This is a genomic window from Polymorphobacter sp., from assembly GCF_048007885.1.
Taxonomy (GTDB): Bacteria; Pseudomonadota; Alphaproteobacteria; order Sphingomonadales; family Sphingomonadaceae; genus Sandarakinorhabdus.
On sequence record NZ_CP180346.1, the window covers coordinates 300,832 to 317,816 of the forward strand.

General features: G+C 64.8%; 11 protein-coding genes and 3 pseudogenes. 9 read left to right on the plus strand and 5 right to left on the minus strand.

What is annotated here, in order from left to right:
• The first annotated feature begins 9 nt into the window (after positions 1–9).
• The 4 genes from ACMVO5_RS01470 (at position 10) to ACMVO5_RS01485 (ending at position 5,543) form a co-directional block, all read left to right on the plus strand.
• The gene (locus ACMVO5_RS01470; protein ID WP_416908322.1) at positions 10–1,221 is read left to right on the plus strand and encodes an acetyl-CoA C-acetyltransferase; all 1,212 of its coding nucleotides are present in this window, start codon (positions 10–12) and stop codon (positions 1,219–1,221) included.
• Positions 1,222–1,252: 31 nt separating this feature from the next.
• A complete protein-coding gene (locus ACMVO5_RS01475; protein ID WP_416908323.1) occupies positions 1,253–3,442 on the plus strand; it encodes a 3-hydroxyacyl-CoA dehydrogenase NAD-binding domain-containing protein in 2,190 nt (729 codons plus the stop codon).
• Complete coding sequence (locus ACMVO5_RS01480) at positions 3,439–4,740, plus strand: NADH:flavin oxidoreductase/NADH oxidase family protein (protein WP_416908324.1); 1,302 nt, start codon at positions 3,439–3,441, stop codon at positions 4,738–4,740. The genes ACMVO5_RS01475 and ACMVO5_RS01480 overlap by 4 nt, the downstream gene beginning before the upstream one ends.
• A 65-nt stretch (positions 4,741–4,805) precedes the next feature.
• On the plus strand, positions 4,806–5,543 hold the full coding sequence (locus ACMVO5_RS01485; protein WP_416908325.1) for a metallophosphoesterase: 738 nt from the start codon (positions 4,806–4,808) through the stop codon (positions 5,541–5,543).
• Between the two features lie 18 nt (positions 5,544–5,561).
• On the opposite strand, the pseudogene cysK reads toward ACMVO5_RS01485, so the two are convergent.
• Both cysK and ACMVO5_RS01495 read right to left on the minus strand, forming a co-directional pair.
• A pseudogene (gene cysK / locus ACMVO5_RS01490) lies at positions 5,562–6,481 on the minus strand (cysteine synthase A).
• A 27-nt stretch (positions 6,482–6,508) separates the two neighbouring features.
• On the minus strand, positions 6,509–7,756 hold the full coding sequence (locus ACMVO5_RS01495) for an MFS transporter (protein ID WP_416908326.1): 1,248 nt from the start codon (positions 7,754–7,756) through the stop codon (positions 6,509–6,511).
• A 253-nt stretch (positions 7,757–8,009) separates the two neighbouring features.
• Between ACMVO5_RS01495 and ACMVO5_RS01500 the strand changes: the two genes are divergently transcribed.
• Entirely contained in the window at positions 8,010–8,198 is a 189-nt protein-coding gene (locus ACMVO5_RS01500; protein WP_416908327.1) for a hypothetical protein, read from the plus strand.
• 3 nt (positions 8,199–8,201) lie between these two features.
• Here ACMVO5_RS01500 and ACMVO5_RS01505 read toward each other — a convergent pair.
• Positions 8,202–10,504, minus strand: a pseudogene (locus tag ACMVO5_RS01505) (ATP-dependent helicase).
• 226 nt (positions 10,505–10,730) lie between these two features.
• Here ACMVO5_RS01505 and ACMVO5_RS01510 point away from each other — a divergent pair.
• Positions 10,731–12,956 carry a putative bifunctional diguanylate cyclase/phosphodiesterase gene (locus ACMVO5_RS01510; protein ID WP_416908328.1) on the plus strand — a complete coding sequence of 742 codons (2,226 nt, stop codon included), beginning with the start codon at positions 10,731–10,733 and terminating at the stop codon, positions 12,954–12,956.
• Positions 12,957–12,962: 6 nt separating this feature from the next.
• Here ACMVO5_RS01510 and nudC read toward each other — a convergent pair whose 3' ends face one another.
• Positions 12,963–13,874, minus strand: a complete 912-nt coding sequence (gene nudC, locus ACMVO5_RS01515; protein ID WP_416908329.1) for an NAD(+) diphosphatase — start codon at positions 13,872–13,874, stop codon at positions 12,963–12,965.
• A pseudogene (locus tag ACMVO5_RS01520) lies at positions 13,871–14,904 on the minus strand (A/G-specific adenine glycosylase). Before ACMVO5_RS01520 ends, nudC begins: the two are co-directional and overlap by 4 nt.
• 29 nt (positions 14,905–14,933) lie before the next feature.
• Between ACMVO5_RS01520 and ACMVO5_RS01525 the strand changes: the two are divergent.
• From ACMVO5_RS01525 to ACMVO5_RS01535, 3 genes are all read left to right on the plus strand, one after another.
• On the plus strand, positions 14,934–15,446 hold the full coding sequence (locus tag ACMVO5_RS01525) for a DUF721 domain-containing protein (RefSeq protein WP_416908330.1): 513 nt from the start codon (positions 14,934–14,936) through the stop codon (positions 15,444–15,446).
• Between the two features lie 26 nt (positions 15,447–15,472).
• On the plus strand, positions 15,473–16,156 hold the full coding sequence (locus tag ACMVO5_RS01530) for a DsbA family protein (RefSeq protein ID WP_416908331.1): 684 nt from the start codon (positions 15,473–15,475) through the stop codon (positions 16,154–16,156).
• A 63-nt stretch (positions 16,157–16,219) separates the two neighbouring features.
• The gene (locus ACMVO5_RS01535; RefSeq protein WP_416908332.1) at positions 16,220–16,981 is read left to right on the plus strand and encodes a thioredoxin domain-containing protein; all 762 of its coding nucleotides are present in this window, start codon (positions 16,220–16,222) and stop codon (positions 16,979–16,981) included.
• Positions 16,982–16,985: the final 4 nt, after the last annotated feature.

The following is a 16,985-nucleotide window of genomic DNA, read 5'->3' on the forward strand; positions in this document are numbered from 1 at the left end:
AGAGCGACGATGGGTGAAGCCTATATCTATGACACGGTGCGCACGCCGCGCGGCAAGGGCAAGAAGGACGGCGCGCTGCACGAGATCACGCCGATCCAGCTGGCGACGCAGGTGCTGGCCGCTGTTCGTGACCGTAACGGCATCGACACGGCGGATGTGGACGATGTCGTTCTGGGCTGCGTCGCTCCGGTGGGTGAACAGGGCGCGGACATTGCCCGTGTGGCGGTGCTGAACGCCGACTACGCCGAAAGCACCGCTGGGGTGCAGATCAACCGCTTTTGCGCATCCGGGCTGGAAGCGACGAACATGGCGGCGGCCAAGGTGATGGCCGGCGAGGCGATGTTTGCCATTGGCGGCGGCGTGGAGAGCATGTCGCGCGTGCCGATGGGCGCCGATGGCGGCGCCTGGGCGATGGACCCGGCGGTGGCGTTCAAGACCTATTTTGCGCCCCAGGGCATTGGCGCCGACCTGATCGCGACCAAATATGGCTTCAGCCGCAACGACGTCGATGCCTATGCGATGGAGAGCCAGAAGCGGGCGGCGCAGGCGTGGAAGGAAGGGCGGTTCAAGCGCTCGATCGTTCCGGTGAAGGATGTGATCGGGGAAGTGGTGCTCGATCATGATGAGCATATGCGCCCCTCGACCGACATGCAGTCGCTAGGAGGTCTCAATCCGGCGTTTTCGGCGATCGGCGAGCAGATGCCGGGCTTCGATGCGATCGCGCTGATGCGTTATCCCGAGGTCGAGAAGATCAACCATGTGCACCACGGCGGCAATTCGAGCGGCATCGTCGACGGTGCCGCGGCTGTGCTGATCGGCAACAAGGCGATGGGCGAGAAATATGGCCTGAAGCCGCGGGCACGCATCCGCGCCATGGCCAGCATCGGCTCGGAGCCGATGATCATGCTGACCGGACCGGAATTCGTGGCCAACAAGGTGCTGCAGCGGGCCGGCATGACCAAGGACGACATCGACCTGTTCGAGCTGAACGAGGCCTTTGCCAGCGTGGTGCTGCGCTACATGCAGGCGCTCAATATCGACCATGCCAAGATCAATGTGAATGGCGGCGCGATCGCCATGGGGCATCCGCTGGGCGCCACCGGTGCGATGATTCTTGGCACGGTGCTCGACGAGCTGGAGCGGACCGGCAAGGGCACGGCGCTGGTCAATCTGTGCGTGGGCGCGGGCATGGGCACCGGCACCATCATCGAGCGGCTTTGATCAACAAGAACGATATCCTGGGAGAGATTTTATGAGCGATGTGGCGATCCGGTCCGAGCTTGATGATGACGGCATCCTGCTTTTGACCATCGACGTGCCAGGCCAGTCGATGAATGTGATTACGCCGGAAGTTTCGCGTGATCTGGCCGCCGCCATCGAGCGGTTGAGAAGCGATGAGACCGTGGTGGGCGCGGTGCTGACCAGCGGCAAGAAGAGCGGCTTCATGGCCGGCGCCGATCTGAAGGGCATGGGCGCGCTGTTTGGCGGCGCCGATGGTGGAGCCAATGAGGGGTCGAAGATGAAGCGGCTGTTCGATGCCGTTTTCAGCCTCAACAAGCTGCTTCGCGATCTCGAGACCTGCGGCAAGCCGGTGGCGGCAGCGGTCAATGGGTTGGCGCTGGGCGGCGGGCTGGAGTTCATCCTGGCCTGCCATCACCGGGTGATTGCCGACAATCCGAAGATCACGCTTGGCCTTCCCGAAGTGCTGGTGGGGCTGTTTCCGGGTGCAGGCGGGACCCAGCGGTTGCCGCGGCTGATGGGCGTGCAGCCGGCGCTGATGTATCTGCTTCAGGGCACGAACATGAGCCCGCAGGAAGCCAAGGGCTTTGGCGTTGTTCAGGAGGTTGTGCCTGCAGACGAGGTGGTGGCCAAGGCCAAGGCCTGGGTGAAGGCCAATCCCAAGGGCGGCGTGCAGCCATGGGACCAGAAGGGCTTCAAGTTTCCTGGCGGCGTCGGTGGCTTCAACCCGGCGTTTGCCCAGACCTTCGTGGCCGGCACGGCGGTGACCGCCAAGACCACCAACCGCAATATGAATGCGCCCATCGCCATCCTTTCCGCCGTCTATGAAGGCTCGCAGCTGCCGATGGACACGGCAATCCGGGTGGAGAGTAAATATTTCGCCAAGGTCGTCGCCGACCCGCAGGCAGGCAACATGATCCGCTCGCTGTTTGTCTCGAAGCAGGCGGCCGAGAAGGGCGCGCGTCGACCCAAGGGGGTGGCCCCGCAGCCCACGCAGAAGATCGGCATGCTTGGTGCGGGTCTGATGGGCGCAGGCATCGCCATGGTCAGCGCCCGGGCCGGCATGGAGGTCGTTTTGCTCGACCGTGAGCTGGCAGCGGCTGAAAAGGGCAAGCAATATACGGCTGACCGGCTGGCCAAGCGCAAGATGGACCCGGCCAAGGCCGAGGAAATTCTCGCGCGGATCCACCCCACGACCGATTATGCTGATCTGAAGGGCTGCGACCTCATCATCGAGGCGGTGTTCGAGAGCCGCGAGATCAAGGCTGACGTGACCAAGGCGACTGAAGCGGTGGTGGGGCCGGACACGATCTTTGGCTCCAATACCTCGACCTTGCCGATCACCGGGCTGGCCAAGGCCTGGAGCAAGCCGGAGAATTTCATCGGCGTCCATTTCTTCTCGCCGGTCGAGAAGATGCCGCTGGTCGAAATCATTGTCGGCAAGGAAACCGGGCCGGCAGCGATCGCCAAGGCGCTGGATTATGTGGCGGCGATCAAGAAGACGCCCATTGTGGTCAATGATTCGCGCGGATTTTACACCTCGCGCTGTTTCGGCACCTATGTGCAGGAAGGGCTTGCGTTGCTCGGCGAAGGGACCAATCCGGCGCTGATCGAGAATGTCGGGCGCCATATGGGCATGCCCGTCGGGCCGCTGGCGGTAAACGACGAAGTCGGGCTCGACCTGTCCTACAAGGTGGGCCAGCAGACCAAGGCTGACCTTGGTGACGCTTACAAGCCCGGACCGGCCGATGCGGTGATCACCACGATGCACGAACTGGGCCGGCAGGGACGCAAGAATGGCAAGGGCTTTTATGTCTATCCCGACGACGGCGGGAAGAAATATCTTTGGCCGGAGCTTGTCGCCACGGTTGCCGGCGGGCTGGCCGATGAGCAGCCAAGCGCCGAGGCTGTGAAGGAACGGCTGCTCTATCGCCAGCTGGTCGAATGCGCACGGTGTTTCGCCGAAGGGGTTCTCGAAACGCCGGAGGACGGCGATCTCGGCGCCATTTTCGGCTGGGGTTTCATGCCCTTTTCGGGCGGGCCGTTCAGTCATATGGACACGGTCGGGCTGGCCAATGTCGTGGCCATTCTCGACCGCTTGACCGAGACGCACGGCGAACGGTTCGCGCCGCCGCAGATGTTGAGGGACATGGCTGAGGCTGGCGTGCGCTTTTATGACAAGGCGCGGGCGAAGGCCGCGTGAGCAGTGATCCGGAGGCAGGGTTTGCCCTGCCCTCCGGCATCTCGTTCAAAAATCGTGTCGCCAAATCGGCGATGACCGAGGGCCTGGCCGGCCCCGACGGGCTCCCGAATGCCGACCATGTCCGCCTTTATGAGCGCTGGGCGGCAGGTGGGTCTGCTCTGCTCATCACTGGCAATGTGCAGATCGATCGCTATCATCTTGAGCGCCCCGGCAATGTTGTGGTCGAGGGACCCCTCGGTGACGAGGCACGGGCGCGCTGGGCTGAATGGGGGCGGGCCGCAACCCGCGACGGCACGGCGGCATGGGTCCAGCTGAGCCATGCCGGGCGCCAGACGCAGGTGAGTGTGAACAAGGCGCCCAAGGCGCCGTCAGCCGTCCAGCTGGCGCTGCCGGGCGGGCAGTTCGGCATGCCGGTGCCGCTCATGGCAGACGAGATTGTCGATCTGATCGGGCGTTTTGCGGGTGCGGCTGTCTCGGCGCGCGAGGCAGGTTTTGGCGGGGTGCAACTGCATGCGGCGCACGGCTATCTGCTGTCGCAGTTTCTCTCGCCACTGGCCAATCTGCGAACGGACGAATGGGGCGGCAGCCTTGAGAATCGGGCGCGTTTCCTGTGTGAGGCCGTCAAGGCGGTGCGCACAGCCGTTGGCCCTGATTTCGGGCTCGGGGTGAAGCTCAATTCGGCTGATTTTCAGAAAGGCGGCTTTGCCTTTGAGGAGTGTCTGACGGTTTCAGGCTGGCTTGCCGATCTCGGCGTCGACCTGCTGGAGATTTCGGGAGGCACCTATGAGCAGCCGGCCATGATCGGCGTCGAAGGGGTTGTCCCGCGCGAGGAGCCGGATCAGGGGCAGATGGCCGACAGCACGCGGGCGCGCGAAGCCTATTTCGTCGATCTGGCCAAGGCCTTGATGCAGGCGCACACTCCGCCGCTGCTGGTTACCGGTGGGTTTCGCTCACGCGGGGCCATGGTATCTGCGCTGGCAAGCGGAATTGCCATGGTGGGGGTTGCGCGCCCCCTTTGCGCGGCCCCTGATTGCGTGGCAGATCTTCTGGCCGGGCATATCGATACCCTGCCACGTTTCGAGGATCGGCTGTCGATTGGTCCGCGCTGGGCGCGTGCCCTGCTGGGGCCTCGCTCGCCGGTAAAGACCTTGCGGGCGCTCAACGGTTTTGCGGCGCAGGCTTGGTATTACACGCAAATCCGATGCCTGGCGGCAGGGACGCCATTGGAATTGGACCTTGGACCGCTGCGGGCCTTCATGATGGAGGAGCGGGAGAACAAGGCCCGGTTGCCAGCGTGAGGCAGCTCATTTTTGGAGCTGCTGTCGCACTCGGCGGGCTGTTCTGGCTGGCGTTGGCGACCGCTGTGCGCGACCCGCTGGTGGTCACTTACCGGGTCCCGATCGAGGGGCTCTCGGACCCGCTTCGATTGGTGCATCTGAGCGATGTTCATGCCTCTCCCTATGACATGCCGTTGGTGCGGGTGAGGCGCATCGTCGGGATGGTCAACGGCATGGCGCCTGATATCGTGGTGCTGACCGGCGACTATCATGGCGGCAAGCTTTGGGATGTGCCCGGTATTCGCCTGCATCAGGTGGTGCAGACGCTTGGTCTGCTCGATGCGCGGCTTGGCACCGTGGCGGTCGCGGGCAACCATGATCAGAGCTATTGGATCAGCAGGGTTTTCGCCGATACCGAGATCAGAATGTTGCGCGGAGATTTCGCTGACCTCGGGCCGCTGGTGGTGGCTGGAGCCGATTCGATTGCGCATCATTATTCGCCGGCCATCGGCTTGCGCCTGGCAATTGCCGCAGCACCTGCTGGAAAGCCGTTGATTTCGATCAGCCATGAACCGGAAACGGGACAATTTGCCGGGTCGCGGAGCCAGTTGCATCTGGCGGGACACGCGCATGGCGGGCAGATCATTGTTCCCGGCCTGGGCGGGTTCGGGCCGCTTGGCGACAATGACTTTCTGCATGCCCACCGGCGGGGGGCTCTATGCACTTGGCAGCGGCGGGGCCCAGAGGCTGCTCGTGTCATCAGGCCTGGGCACGACCTTTGCGCCGCTGCGCCTTGCCGTGCCGCCGGAGATTGTCGTTGTTGAGCTTGTGCCCAACCTCCGTCATTCGGTGGGGAGGAACTCGGGCACTGACAGGTAGCGTTCGCCCGTGTCGTAATTGAAGCCCAAGATCCGGCTGTTTGCCGGCAGGTCGGGCAGTTTCTGGGCGATGGCGGCAAGCGTGGCGCCCGAAGAAATGCCGACCAGCATGCCTTCCTGTGTCGCGGCCTTGAGCGCCATGGTCTTGGCGTCTGCGGCATCAACCTGAATAACTTCATCGAGGATGCTGCTATCCAGATTGCCGGGGATAAAGCCCGCGCCGATGCCCTGGATGGGGTGAGGTGCCGGCTCTCCCCCGAAATCACGGGTGAAGCCGAGGGCTCGACTGCGAGAACCTTGAGCTTTGGCCAGTGCTTCTTCAGGACTTGCGCCGTGCCGCTGATATGGCCGCCGGTGCCGACGCCGGTGATCATGGCGTCAATCGGTGTGTCCTTGAAATCCTCGAGGATCTCGAGCGCGGTCGTGCGCGTGTGGATTTCGATGTTGGCGGGATTTTCGAACTGCTGCGCCATCCATGCGCCGGGCGTTTCGGCGACGATTTCGGCGGCGCGGGCGATGGCGCCCTTCATTCCCTTTTCGCGTGGGGTGAGGTCGAAGCTGGCGCCATAGGCCAACATCAGGCGGCGACGCTCGATCGACATCGATTCGGGCATGACGAGGACCAGCTTGTAGCCCTTGACCGCAGCAACCATGGCGAGGCCGATGCCGGTGTTGCCTGATGTTGGTTCGACGATGATGCCACCGGGCTTGAGCGCGCCGCTGGCCTCGGCGGCCTCGATCATGGCGAGGCCGATCCGGTCCTTGATCGAACCGCCCGGATTGGCGCGCTCGGACTTGATCCAGACTTCAGCAGTGGGGAACAGCCGGTTCATGCGGATATGGGGCGTGTTGCCGATGGTCTCGAGAATGCTTTGTGCTTTCATGGGGGCAGCCTTTCTGTTGCGCAGACTCTAGGGCGTCGCCTCGGCTGTGTCGAACCTGTCAGCACGGCGCAGGGAAGGGAAGCGCCATGCCCAAAGCCCGGTAACGATGACCGCGCCGACACCGCCGACGACAACCGATTCGACCGGGCCGACCCAGGCGGCGGTCATGCCCGAACGAAACTCGCCAAGTTCGTTGGAGGCCGAGATGAACAGACCCGAGACCGAGGACACGCGGCCACGCATGTCATCGGGTGTGTGAAGCTGGATCAGCGAGGAGCGGACATAGACGGAGATCATGTCGGCGGCGCCCAATATGGTCAGCGCGGCGAGCGACACGGGCATGGAGCGGCTCATGCCGAAGACCACGGTGGCGACGCCGAACACGCCGACACAGACGAACATGACCGGGCCGACATGACGGCTGAGCGGGCGAAAGGCGAGTGCCAGCGCGGTGATTGCGGCCCCCAGCGCCGGGGCAGCGCGCAGGGGGCCTAGCCCTTCCACGCCGACCATCAGCACATCGCGGGCATAGACGGGCAGCATGGCGGTGGCGCCGCCGAGCAGCACGGCAAAGAGATCAAGGCTGATGGCGCCGAGCACGATGCGATTGTGGCGGACATAACCAAGCCCTTCGACAAGGCTTCGCCAGGGCGTGATTCTGGACGGGGCGGGTAGGGGCACGGCCCCGATGCGGAACAAGGCGATAAGCGCGACGGCGAACATGACGGTTGCCGACACATAGGCAGTGGTCGCACTGGCGGCATAGAGAAAGGCGCCGAGTGGGGGCCCCATCACGGCGCCAACCTGCCAGGCGATGCTGTTGAGCGCGATCGCCGAGGGCAGAAGGCTGCGTGGCACGAGATTGGGAGCCAGCGCGGCCAGCGAGGGGCCGGCGAGCGCACGGCCCACTCCAAGGAGGGCAGCGACGATGAACAGGGCCGGGATCGAGATGCTGTCCGTGATCGCCAGCCCTGCCAGCGCTGCTGCGCATCCCAGTTCCAGGGCAAGCGCGGTGCGGGCGATGTAACGTCGGTCGATCCTGTCAGCGATAACGCCGATGAACAGGCTGAGAACCAGCAGAGGCAGAAACTGAACCAGCCCGATATAGCCGAGCAACAGCGCCGCCTCGCGCGGGGGCATGCTCTCTCGCGCGATGTCATAGACTTGCCAGCCGATGACGATGACCATCATCATGCCGCCCACCGTCGCGAAGAGACGCGCCGCCCAGAAAGCGCGATAATCCGGGATGCGCAGCGGCTCGGGAAGACGGAACATGCGCGTTGCCTTAAGAGGTTGGCGTTAGGGCTGCAATGGCGCAGAAGGGACTGTCATAGACGTTAGGAATGAATTAACGACTGTAACATTGAAAGCGGGTAGGTGGCGCCGATGTGGGTGGCGGTGTTGAACTTCATTCGGGAGCTGTTGCGGCTGACGCTGCTGCTCGCCTTTGTCAGCGCAACGCTGGTGATGGGGGCGGTCTCCTGGGTTTGGTCTGGCGGAAGCGTTCCGGCCCGAGGTTCCGGCAGTCGTGCTGGCATTCAGCGTCTTTGTCCGGCTGAATGTCTATATGCTCGCCGGCAGCTACTGTTTTGCCTACTACTACTGGCACGTCCCGTTCCCCCAGGCCCTGCTTTACGTGCTGCCGGCGCTGGGCTTTATGTATCCGCCGGCGTTGGTTGATGTGGTCATTGGCCTGTGGCGACGCGAGATCGACTAGCTGTCAGCTTGGATCGGGATCGACCACTTCGACGAAGCTGGCGACGACCCGCCGCGTGCCCGCCTGTGCGAATTCGATCTCGAGCTTGTCATCCTCGACTGCGATGACGGTGCCACCGCCGAATTTTGGATGGGTGACATGGGCGCCGGGTTTGATGCTGGTGGTCGGACGAACGCTGATCGTGGTGCGCGGCGCGACGACTGGCTGGCTGCGCGTGGCCGGGATCGGCGAGGCTGCGGCGCGGGTAAAGCCGGGGCCGCGACCGGCACGGGGCTGCCGATCGGCAAAAGCGTCGGCAAACGGCGTGCTGCTGCCAATGGCGGCACGCCAAAGGCTGGCGCCGCCCGTCATGGTGCTGGTCTCCTCGATATGCGCCTTGGGCAATTCTACGAGAGAAGCGCGAGGGCATGGCTGGCTGGTCCACTGACCGTAGATGCGGCGGTTGGCGGCATGAAGGATTGTCGCCGGCTTCGCGCGCACGAGTGACGCCCACATAGGCGAGGCGGCGTTCCTCCTCGAGGCTGGCGTTGCCGCCTTCGTCCAGGGCGCGCTGGCTGGGAAACAGGCCCTCCTCCCAGCCGGGCAGGAAGACGTGATCGAATTCAAGTCCCTTGGCGGCATGCAGGGTCATGATGGCTGAGCCTTCGGAGGCATCCGACCGGCATTCATTGTCCATGACCAGGCTGACATGTTCGAGGAAGCTGACGAGCGAGGGATAATCTTCCATCGCGCGCGTGAGCTCCTGTGAGATTGTCGAGCCGGCCCGGGCTTTCCGCGAACTTGTCGGCCTGAAGCATGGCGACATAGCCCGAATTCCTCGAGAATGATCCGCGCAAGCTCCGGGTGCGGCGTGGTACCGGACTGGGCGCGCCAGCGGCTGAGGTCTGCCAGCAGGCCCTTGAGGCCCCGTCGGGCTGCGGGCGTGATCTCGTCGGTTTCGACCAGTTCGCGCGCTGCTTCGGGGAGCGGGCGATCGAGCAAACGGGCCATATGATGCAGGCTTGCCATGGCCTTGTTGCCCAGCCCGCGGCGCGGCGTGTTGATGATGCGCTCGAAGGCAAGTGCGTCGTTGGGGCTGGCGATCAGACGGAGATAGGCGAGTGCATCGCGGATCTCTGCCCGTTCATAAAAGCGGAAGCCGCCGACGATCTTGTAGGGCAGGCCGATGGCGATGAAGCGGTCTTCGAACTCGCGCGTCTGGTGCTCGGGCGCGCACCAGGATCGCCATGTCATTGAGCGAGACACCGTCGCGGGCCAGCCGCTCGGCGCGGTCGGCAACGTGGCGGGCCTCTTCGGGGGCATCCCAGACGCTGATGACATGCACTGGCTCGCCGTCCGCTGCGTCGGTGCGCAAGGTTTTGCCCAGCCGATTGCTGTTATGTGCGATGAGGCCGTTTGCAGCCGCCAGGATGTTGCCACGGGAGCGATAATTCTGCTCGAGCCGGATCATCACCGCGCCGGGAAAATCATGCTCGAAGCGCAGGATGTTGGCGACCTCGGCACCGCGCCAGCTGTAGATCGACTGGTCATCATCGCCCACGCAGGCGATGTTGTGGCGGCTGCCGGCCAGCGCTTTCAGCCAGAGATACTGGGCGATGTTGGTATCTTGATATTCGTCGACGAGGATGTAGCGGAATTGCTCCTGATAGCTCGCCAGCACATCGGGGTGCTGTGTGAAGATGGTCAGCATATGCAGCAGCAGGTCCCCGAAATCCGCAGCATTGAGGGCCGCGAGCCTTGCCTGATAGCGGGCATAAAGGGCCTGCGCCTTGCCATCTGCAAAGCTGTGGGCATCAGCCTGTTCGAGCTTGTCGGGGGTCAGGCCACGGTTCTTCCAGCGATCGATCGAGGCCGGCGAGTTGCTTGGCTGGCCAGCGCTTTTCCTCCAGCCCGGCTTCGATGATGACCTGCTTGAGCAGGCGGAGCTGATCATCGGTGTCGAGGATGGTGAAACTGGCTTCGAGACCGGCAAGGGCTGCATGGCGGCGCAGCATGCGGGCGGCTACGGCATGAAAGGTGCCGAGCCAGGGCAGGCCTTCGCTCATCGGCCCCAGAAGCTGCTCGGTACGGTGGCGCATCTCGCGCGCGGCCTTGTTGGTGAAGGTGACGGCGAGGATCTGCGACGGCCATGCGCGGCGGCTGTGAAGGATTTGTGCGAGGCGGGCGGTGAGCGCGCGGGTCTTTCCCGTGCCGGCGCCCGCCAGAATGAGGACCGGCCCTTCAATGGTGATGACAGCCTCGCGTTGGGGAGCATTGAGGCCTTGAAGCCAGGGCGGTTCGGGCGCGGACTGGGGAGCGCTGCTCATGGCGAACGATTAGAGAACATTTGCGGCCATGCCAAGCCGCTGCGGCGTGACGGTTAAAGCAGGGTTCCCGATGGCCGTTTTTTGCTGTGTCACCAGGTCGCGGATTGTGGTCCCGGTGGGGAGATTGGCATGTCAATGATGTTCCGCCCGCCGTTGGCGGCGAGCCAGACGGTCGATTGGACGCAGGTCTTTGGCTTTGGTCAGGGCACTGACCCCTTTTGCGCGCGTGCGGGCGGCCCAGCTTGCTGCCCTCAACCGCTATGTGCCCTTCAATGTGGCGCTGATGATGGTCAATGTGCTGATGCTCGCCAATGTGCTCGGCGATCATCCGCGGCGCGATTTTCTCAGTGTCTGGGCGACGGTTCTGGGTGGGCTTTCCGTGCTCTGGATCGTCCGGTTTCGGCGCACAAAGAAGCAGGGCGCGACGGAGCAGGCATCAGCGTTTCATTTCTGGCTGGTGACGGCTGAAGTTCTTACCTTTGGCGTGTTATGGGCGGCGATGAGCGTGGTCATGGCGGCCGAAGCCGGGGATGCCGGGCAGGGCCTGATCCTTTTGCTCTCGATTGTGGCGATGGGCGCTAGTGGCTTTGCCGCTGCGATCATGCCCGTGTGCGGGATCGCGACGATAAGCCTGATCGGGCTCGGCATCATGGTTGCACTGCCGGCGGATTCGCTTGTCTGGACAGCGCCCGTCGTCGTGGCACTGGCGACCTATTGGCTGGTGATCGTGCGCGGGGTGCTGGTAACGACATCGGCACTGATGGCGCGGATGCGCACGCAGGAGGCGTTGCGCGAACAAGGCGAGGTTGTGCGGCTTCTGCTCCATGAATTCGAGGCAAATGGCTCGGACTTTCTACTCGAAGTTGATGAACATGGCTGTCTGACCCATGTGTCGCGGCGCCTGTGCGAGGTGTCGCGCCGGGACCGTGCGTCGCTGCTGGGGCGAACGATCGGCCAGCTGGCCGGCGCCGAGGATGCCGGGCAGCGGAGCCATTTGCGGCGCATCTTCCGCGAGCAGGCCGCGTTTCGTGACGTGGTGATCTCGGTACGCGTGGGTGAGGAGCAGCGCTGGTGGGCGCTCTCGGGCACGCCAAAGTTCGATTTCGAGGGTCGTTTTGCTGGTTTTCGCGGGGTCGGGCGCGACGTGACCGAGGTGAAGCGCTCGCAGGAACGGATCGCGATGCTGGCCCGTTTCGATCCACTGACCGGCCTGGCCAACAGGACACTGTTTCAGGAGGCGCTTGATGAGATGCTGGGGAAACAGGACCGGCCGCTGCTGCTGCTGGTCGACCTCGACTATTTCAAGCGCATCAACGACCAGCTTGGCCATGCGGCGGGCGACCGGCTGCTGATCGCGGTGGCGGCGCGACTGCGCGAGGTGGCTGGTCCCGAGGCCATGGTGGCGCGGCTTGGCGGCGATGAGTTTGCGGTGCTGTCAGCCGGCGACGACAGCTTTGGCGCGAGCCTGGCTGACAGGCTGGTGCGGGCGATGGGCGAGCCGTTCATGGCAGGCCAGCAGCAGGTGCAGACGGGTGCCAGCCTGGGCTGGGTGCTGGCTGGCGAGGAAGACGGCGACGGGGAGATATTGCTCAAGAGCGCTGACCTTGCGCTTTATGAGGCAAAATCGGCCGGTCGGGGGCGGGCCTGCCGGTTTGCGCCGGCGATCCGGGCGCGCGCCGAGGAGCGGCGCGGGCTGGAAAAGGCGCTGGCGGGCGCGCTCGAGGCTGGCCAGTTTTCGCTGGCGTTTCAGCCCGTTGTGGCGGCCGTTGACGAGCGGGTGATCGGTTTTGAGGCGTTGTTGCGCTGGGATCACCCCGAACTGGGCCGGGTCGGGCCGGACAGGTTCATTCCGATTGCGGAGGAGAGCGGGCTGATCGTGCCGCTTGGTCATTGGGTGATCAGGGAGGCGCTGCGCTGGGCGGCGCGCTGGCCGGCCGATATCAGCGTGGCGGTGAACCTTTCGCCGGCGCAGCTGGAGGATGAGGCGTTGATCCCGGTCATCGAGGCAGCGCTGGCCGAGACGGGCGTTGCTGCGGCGCGCCTCGAACTTGAGATCACCGAGCGGCTGTTTCTGGTCGAGACGCCGGCGATGGCGGCGCGGATGAAGGCGCTGGGAATGCTCGGCGTGCATTTTGCCCTCGATGACTTTGGCACTGGCTATTCGGCGATGGGCTATCTGCAAAAGGCTGCGTTCAGCCGCATCAAGATCGATCGCAGCTTCGTGTCGCGTGCTGGCAAGGGCACCGAGGCGAGCGCGATCATCGAGGCGATCGTGCATCTGGCGCATTCGCTGGGCATGACCACGACTGCGGAAGGCACCGAGACGCGCGCCGAGGTCGATATCTGCCGCGAACTCGGCTGTGAACAGATGCAGGGTTATTTCTTCGGTAGGCCGATGCCGCCGGAGAAAGCGACGGCCCTGGTTTGCGAGGCCCGGCAGGCAGCGGAGTAGGGGCTGCTAGCTTGCTTCGGCCCAGGCCTTGAGCAGCGTATGGGCAATCGCCATGGGCGGTGGGGCGAGCCAGTCGCCACTGCCGCCCAGAGCTGCGAGGACCTCGGCCCTTGTGACCCAGCGGGCCTCTTCAAGCTCGTCGAAATCAAGGGTAAGTTCGGCCGCTTTCGCCTTGGCAAAGCAGGCGATCATCAGCGAGCTGGGGAAGGGCCATGGCTGGCTGGCGAGATAGCGCACATCGGTGGTGATGATGCCAGCTTCCTCATGCAGCTCGCGGGCGACGGCTTCCTCGATGTTTTCGCCGGGCTCGAGAAAGCCGGCCAGCGCCGAGAACAGGCGCGGCGGGAAGCCCGGCTGGCGGCCGACGAGCGCATGGTCCTTGTGGACGGCGAGCATGATGACGACCGGATCGGTGCGCGGGAAATGCTCGGCATGGCAGGCGTGGCAGGTGCGGGCATAGCCGGCCTTGGCGATCTGGGTGGGGGCGCCGCAATGGCTGCAATGTCCGTGGCGGGCGTGCCAGGCCAGCAGCGAACGTGCCTGGGCGAGGATGGCGGCGCGGCCATTTTCGAGCAACATGGCGGCGGCGCGTGCATCGAGCAGGCGGCCACCATAATCGGCGATGAGATCGGCTGCGGGGGCGGCGGCGGCGAAGCGGGGCGCGCCGTCTGGCGTAAGGCCGAGGAAGACGCTTGGCGCATTGTGGGGGATGTCCGAGCGGTGGGCCCAGAAGAGTTCGGGCTTGGGATCGGCGGTGAGCAGGGGCTTCAGGTCATCGAGCACGAGCCAGCGCGCATCGGGACGGCTGCGCACCGCGATGGCGGCGCTGGGGTCGCGCCGGATATGGTCGGCACGGTCAAGCGGGGAGCCGGTGAGGCCGGTGACGGGGGGGCTGGGGGTATCGAACAGGCTCATCATGGGTCCAGTGTGGCGAGCGCCAGGGTGGCGGCTTTGGCAAAGACGGTCGGCAGGCCCCGGCTGACAGTGTCTCGGGGTCGCCATGTGCCGACAATGGCAGGTTTTCGGGCGATCTGCAGGGCTTTTACCGTGAGCTGTAGCTCGAAATGGGTGAAGCCATGGGTGATCTGACCGAGCGCGCGCCAGTCTCCGGGATGTGGCGGAGGGCATTCGGGGGGTGTTCGGTCCAATCGGTGCTCGGCAGCGCGGTCATGCCGCCGAGCAGGCCCTTGGCGGGGCGGGTGATGGTGAGGATTTCGCCGTCGCATTCCAGCCACCAGGCGACGCCTTGGCGGGTCGGACGGATGCGTTTGGCGGCCTTTATGGGCAGGTTTTCGGGAGTTTCCGCGCGGCAATGAGGCTGTAGCGGACAGGCGGGGCAGTTCGGGCGCTTGGGCATGCAGTGGCGGCGGCCAAGATCCATCAGGCCTTGCGCGAAATCGGCAGCGGCGAGGCTGGTTGGGGTCAGGGTTTCGAGCGTTTCGGCGATTGCTTTGCGGGCGGCGGGCAGGGGGTCATGGATGTTGGCGACCCGCGCGATGACGCGCTCGATATTGCCGTCGATGATGATGGCGCGCACGCCAAAGGCGAAGGCGGCGATGGCGGCGGCCGAATAGGGGCCGAGGCCGGGAAGCTGGAGCAGTTCTGCTTCAGTTTTTGGGAAGTGGCCGCCGTGCTGCGAGGCGACGGTGCGGGCGCAGGCGAGAAGGTTGCGGGCACGTGCGTAATAGCCGAGCCCGGCCCAGGCGTGCATGACTTCATCATCGGCGGCGGCGGCGAGCGCGGTGACGCTTGGCCAGCGGCTGGTGAAGGCGGCGAAATAGGGCTTGACGGCCTCGACGGTGGTTTGCTGGAGCATGACTTCGGAGAGCCAGACGCGGTAGGGCCAGTCCGGGTCTTGCGGCAGCGGATCGCCGGGCGCGCGGCGCCACGGCAGGGTGCGCGCGTTTTCGGCATACCAGCTGAGCAATGACTCTGTCGCCGTGGGCATGGCCTTGTTGCTATGGCATGATGACTGTGATGGCCAGAGACTCGGATCATGAGGCGGACGCACCCCGCCGGCGGAACGGCGCGCGGCGCGTGGCTGATGTGTTGCCCGCTGTTGGCGGCCCCGGCTTTCGCCGGATGGGCTATGCACAGGGCGCGCTGATGGCGCGCTGGAGCGAGATTGTCGGGCCAAGCTATGCCCGGCATTCCCGCCCGGAGGCGCTGAAGTTTGCGCGGGGCGAGAAGGCGGGGGGCACGCTGGAGATTGCCATTACCGGGGCGCTGGCGCCGATGTTGCGCCATGTCGAGCCGCAGATCATCGAGCGGGTGAACCGTGTGTTGGGGCATGGTGCGGTGGCGAAGCTGCGGCTCCGCCACGGCGATATCGAGGCAGCGCCGGCGCCGCCGGCGCCGCGCGCACCGGCCCGGCTGAGCGATGAGACCACATCGACGCTGCGCGATATCGAGGATCCGGGCTTGCGTGCGACGCTGGAGGCGCTGGCGCGGGCCCTGGCGGAGAAGGATGGTCCGCCAGTGATCGAGTGACTGGCGGTGGGTTGAAAGGGGTTTTGATGCGGGTTTTGATGGGGACATTGCTGGCCGCTGCGCTCGCCGCGCCGGTGATGGCGCAGGAGGCCAATTGGGCCGAAACGCTGAGCGTGACACCGCGCGGCGGGCTGTTGATTGGCAATCCGGCAGCCGAATTGAAGCTGGTCGAGTTTGGCTCGCTGACCTGTTCGCACTGTGCCACGTTTCATGCAGCAGGCGTTCCGGGGCTGAAGGCGCGTTATCTTCGCAGCGGCAAGGTTTCCTACGAGTTCCGGAGCTTTGTGCGCAACGGCGCGGATTATGCGGCCTCCCTGATCGCGGCCTGCCTGCCGGCGGCGCGGCAGGCGAAGCTGCTCGATGCGTTTTTCGATCTGCAGGCGGTGTGGCTGGAGCCGTTCACCAAAGTGTCGCCCGACGCCATGGCCGGGCTGCGGGACCTTCAACCCGAGGCGCAGTTCGTGAAGCTGGCCGAGCTTGGCGGGCTTGATCGCTGGGTCGAGAGGCATGGGGTCGAGACGTCGGCCGCACGGACCTGTCTGGCGGACCGGGCGGCGATCGAGCGGCTGGCCCGGACGCGGGCCGAGGCGGTTGAGCGCTATCGCCTGGAAGGAACGCCGACCTTTGTGTTGAATGACAGCGTGGTTCCGGGTGTTTTTGACTGGCAGGCGCTCGAGCCAAAGCTGGTGGAAGCGATGAAGGGGCGCTAGCTTGTCGCTGGCGGGCGCTTTGGCCTAGAAGATTGGCGAGCGATTTTTTTGATGGGAGAGTTCATGCGCGTTGTTCTGATGGCCGGGGTTGCGCTGGCACTGGCGGCCTGCAGCGAGGAAAAGGCGGCCACGCCGGCAGGCGATGCGGCGGCCGGTGTGCCGGGCGAGGCTGTGCTGGCGGACGGGGCCGAGGTGACGTTGCCCGAGGGCAGCAAATGGACCGAGATGGTGACGCTGACGCCCGAGGGTGGCTTTTTGATGGGCAACCCCGATGCCAAGGTGAAGCTGGTCGAATTTGCCTCGCTCACCTGCCCGCATTGCAAGGATTTTCACGCCGAGGCGGCCGAGATCATCAAGAACCGCTATGTGGCAAGCGGCGACGTTTCCTATGAGTTTCGCAATTTCGTGCTGAACGGGCCGGACTATGCCGCCACCATGCTGGCGCGTTGCCAGGGGCCGGGGCCGTTCTTCGGGCTGCTCAACGCCTTCTTCAATGATCAGGCCACTTGGGTCGAGCCTTTCACCAAGCTGACGCCCGAGCAGAGCCAGGCGCTGACGGCGCTGCCGCAGGACCAGCAGATGGCGGCGATGGCGGAGGCCGGCGAACTTGATGACTATGTGCGCACGCGCGGCATTCCCAGAGCGAAGTTCGAGGCCTGTCTGAGCGATCCGGAGGCGCTCAAGGTGGTGGCCGACCTGCGCACCCAGGCAACCGAGAAGTACAAGCTGACGGGTACGCCGGGCTTTGTCATCAACGAGGAGACGCAGGACGGCGTCTATGACTGGAAGACGCTTGAGCCCAAGCTGATCGCGGCGCTCAAGTAAGGCG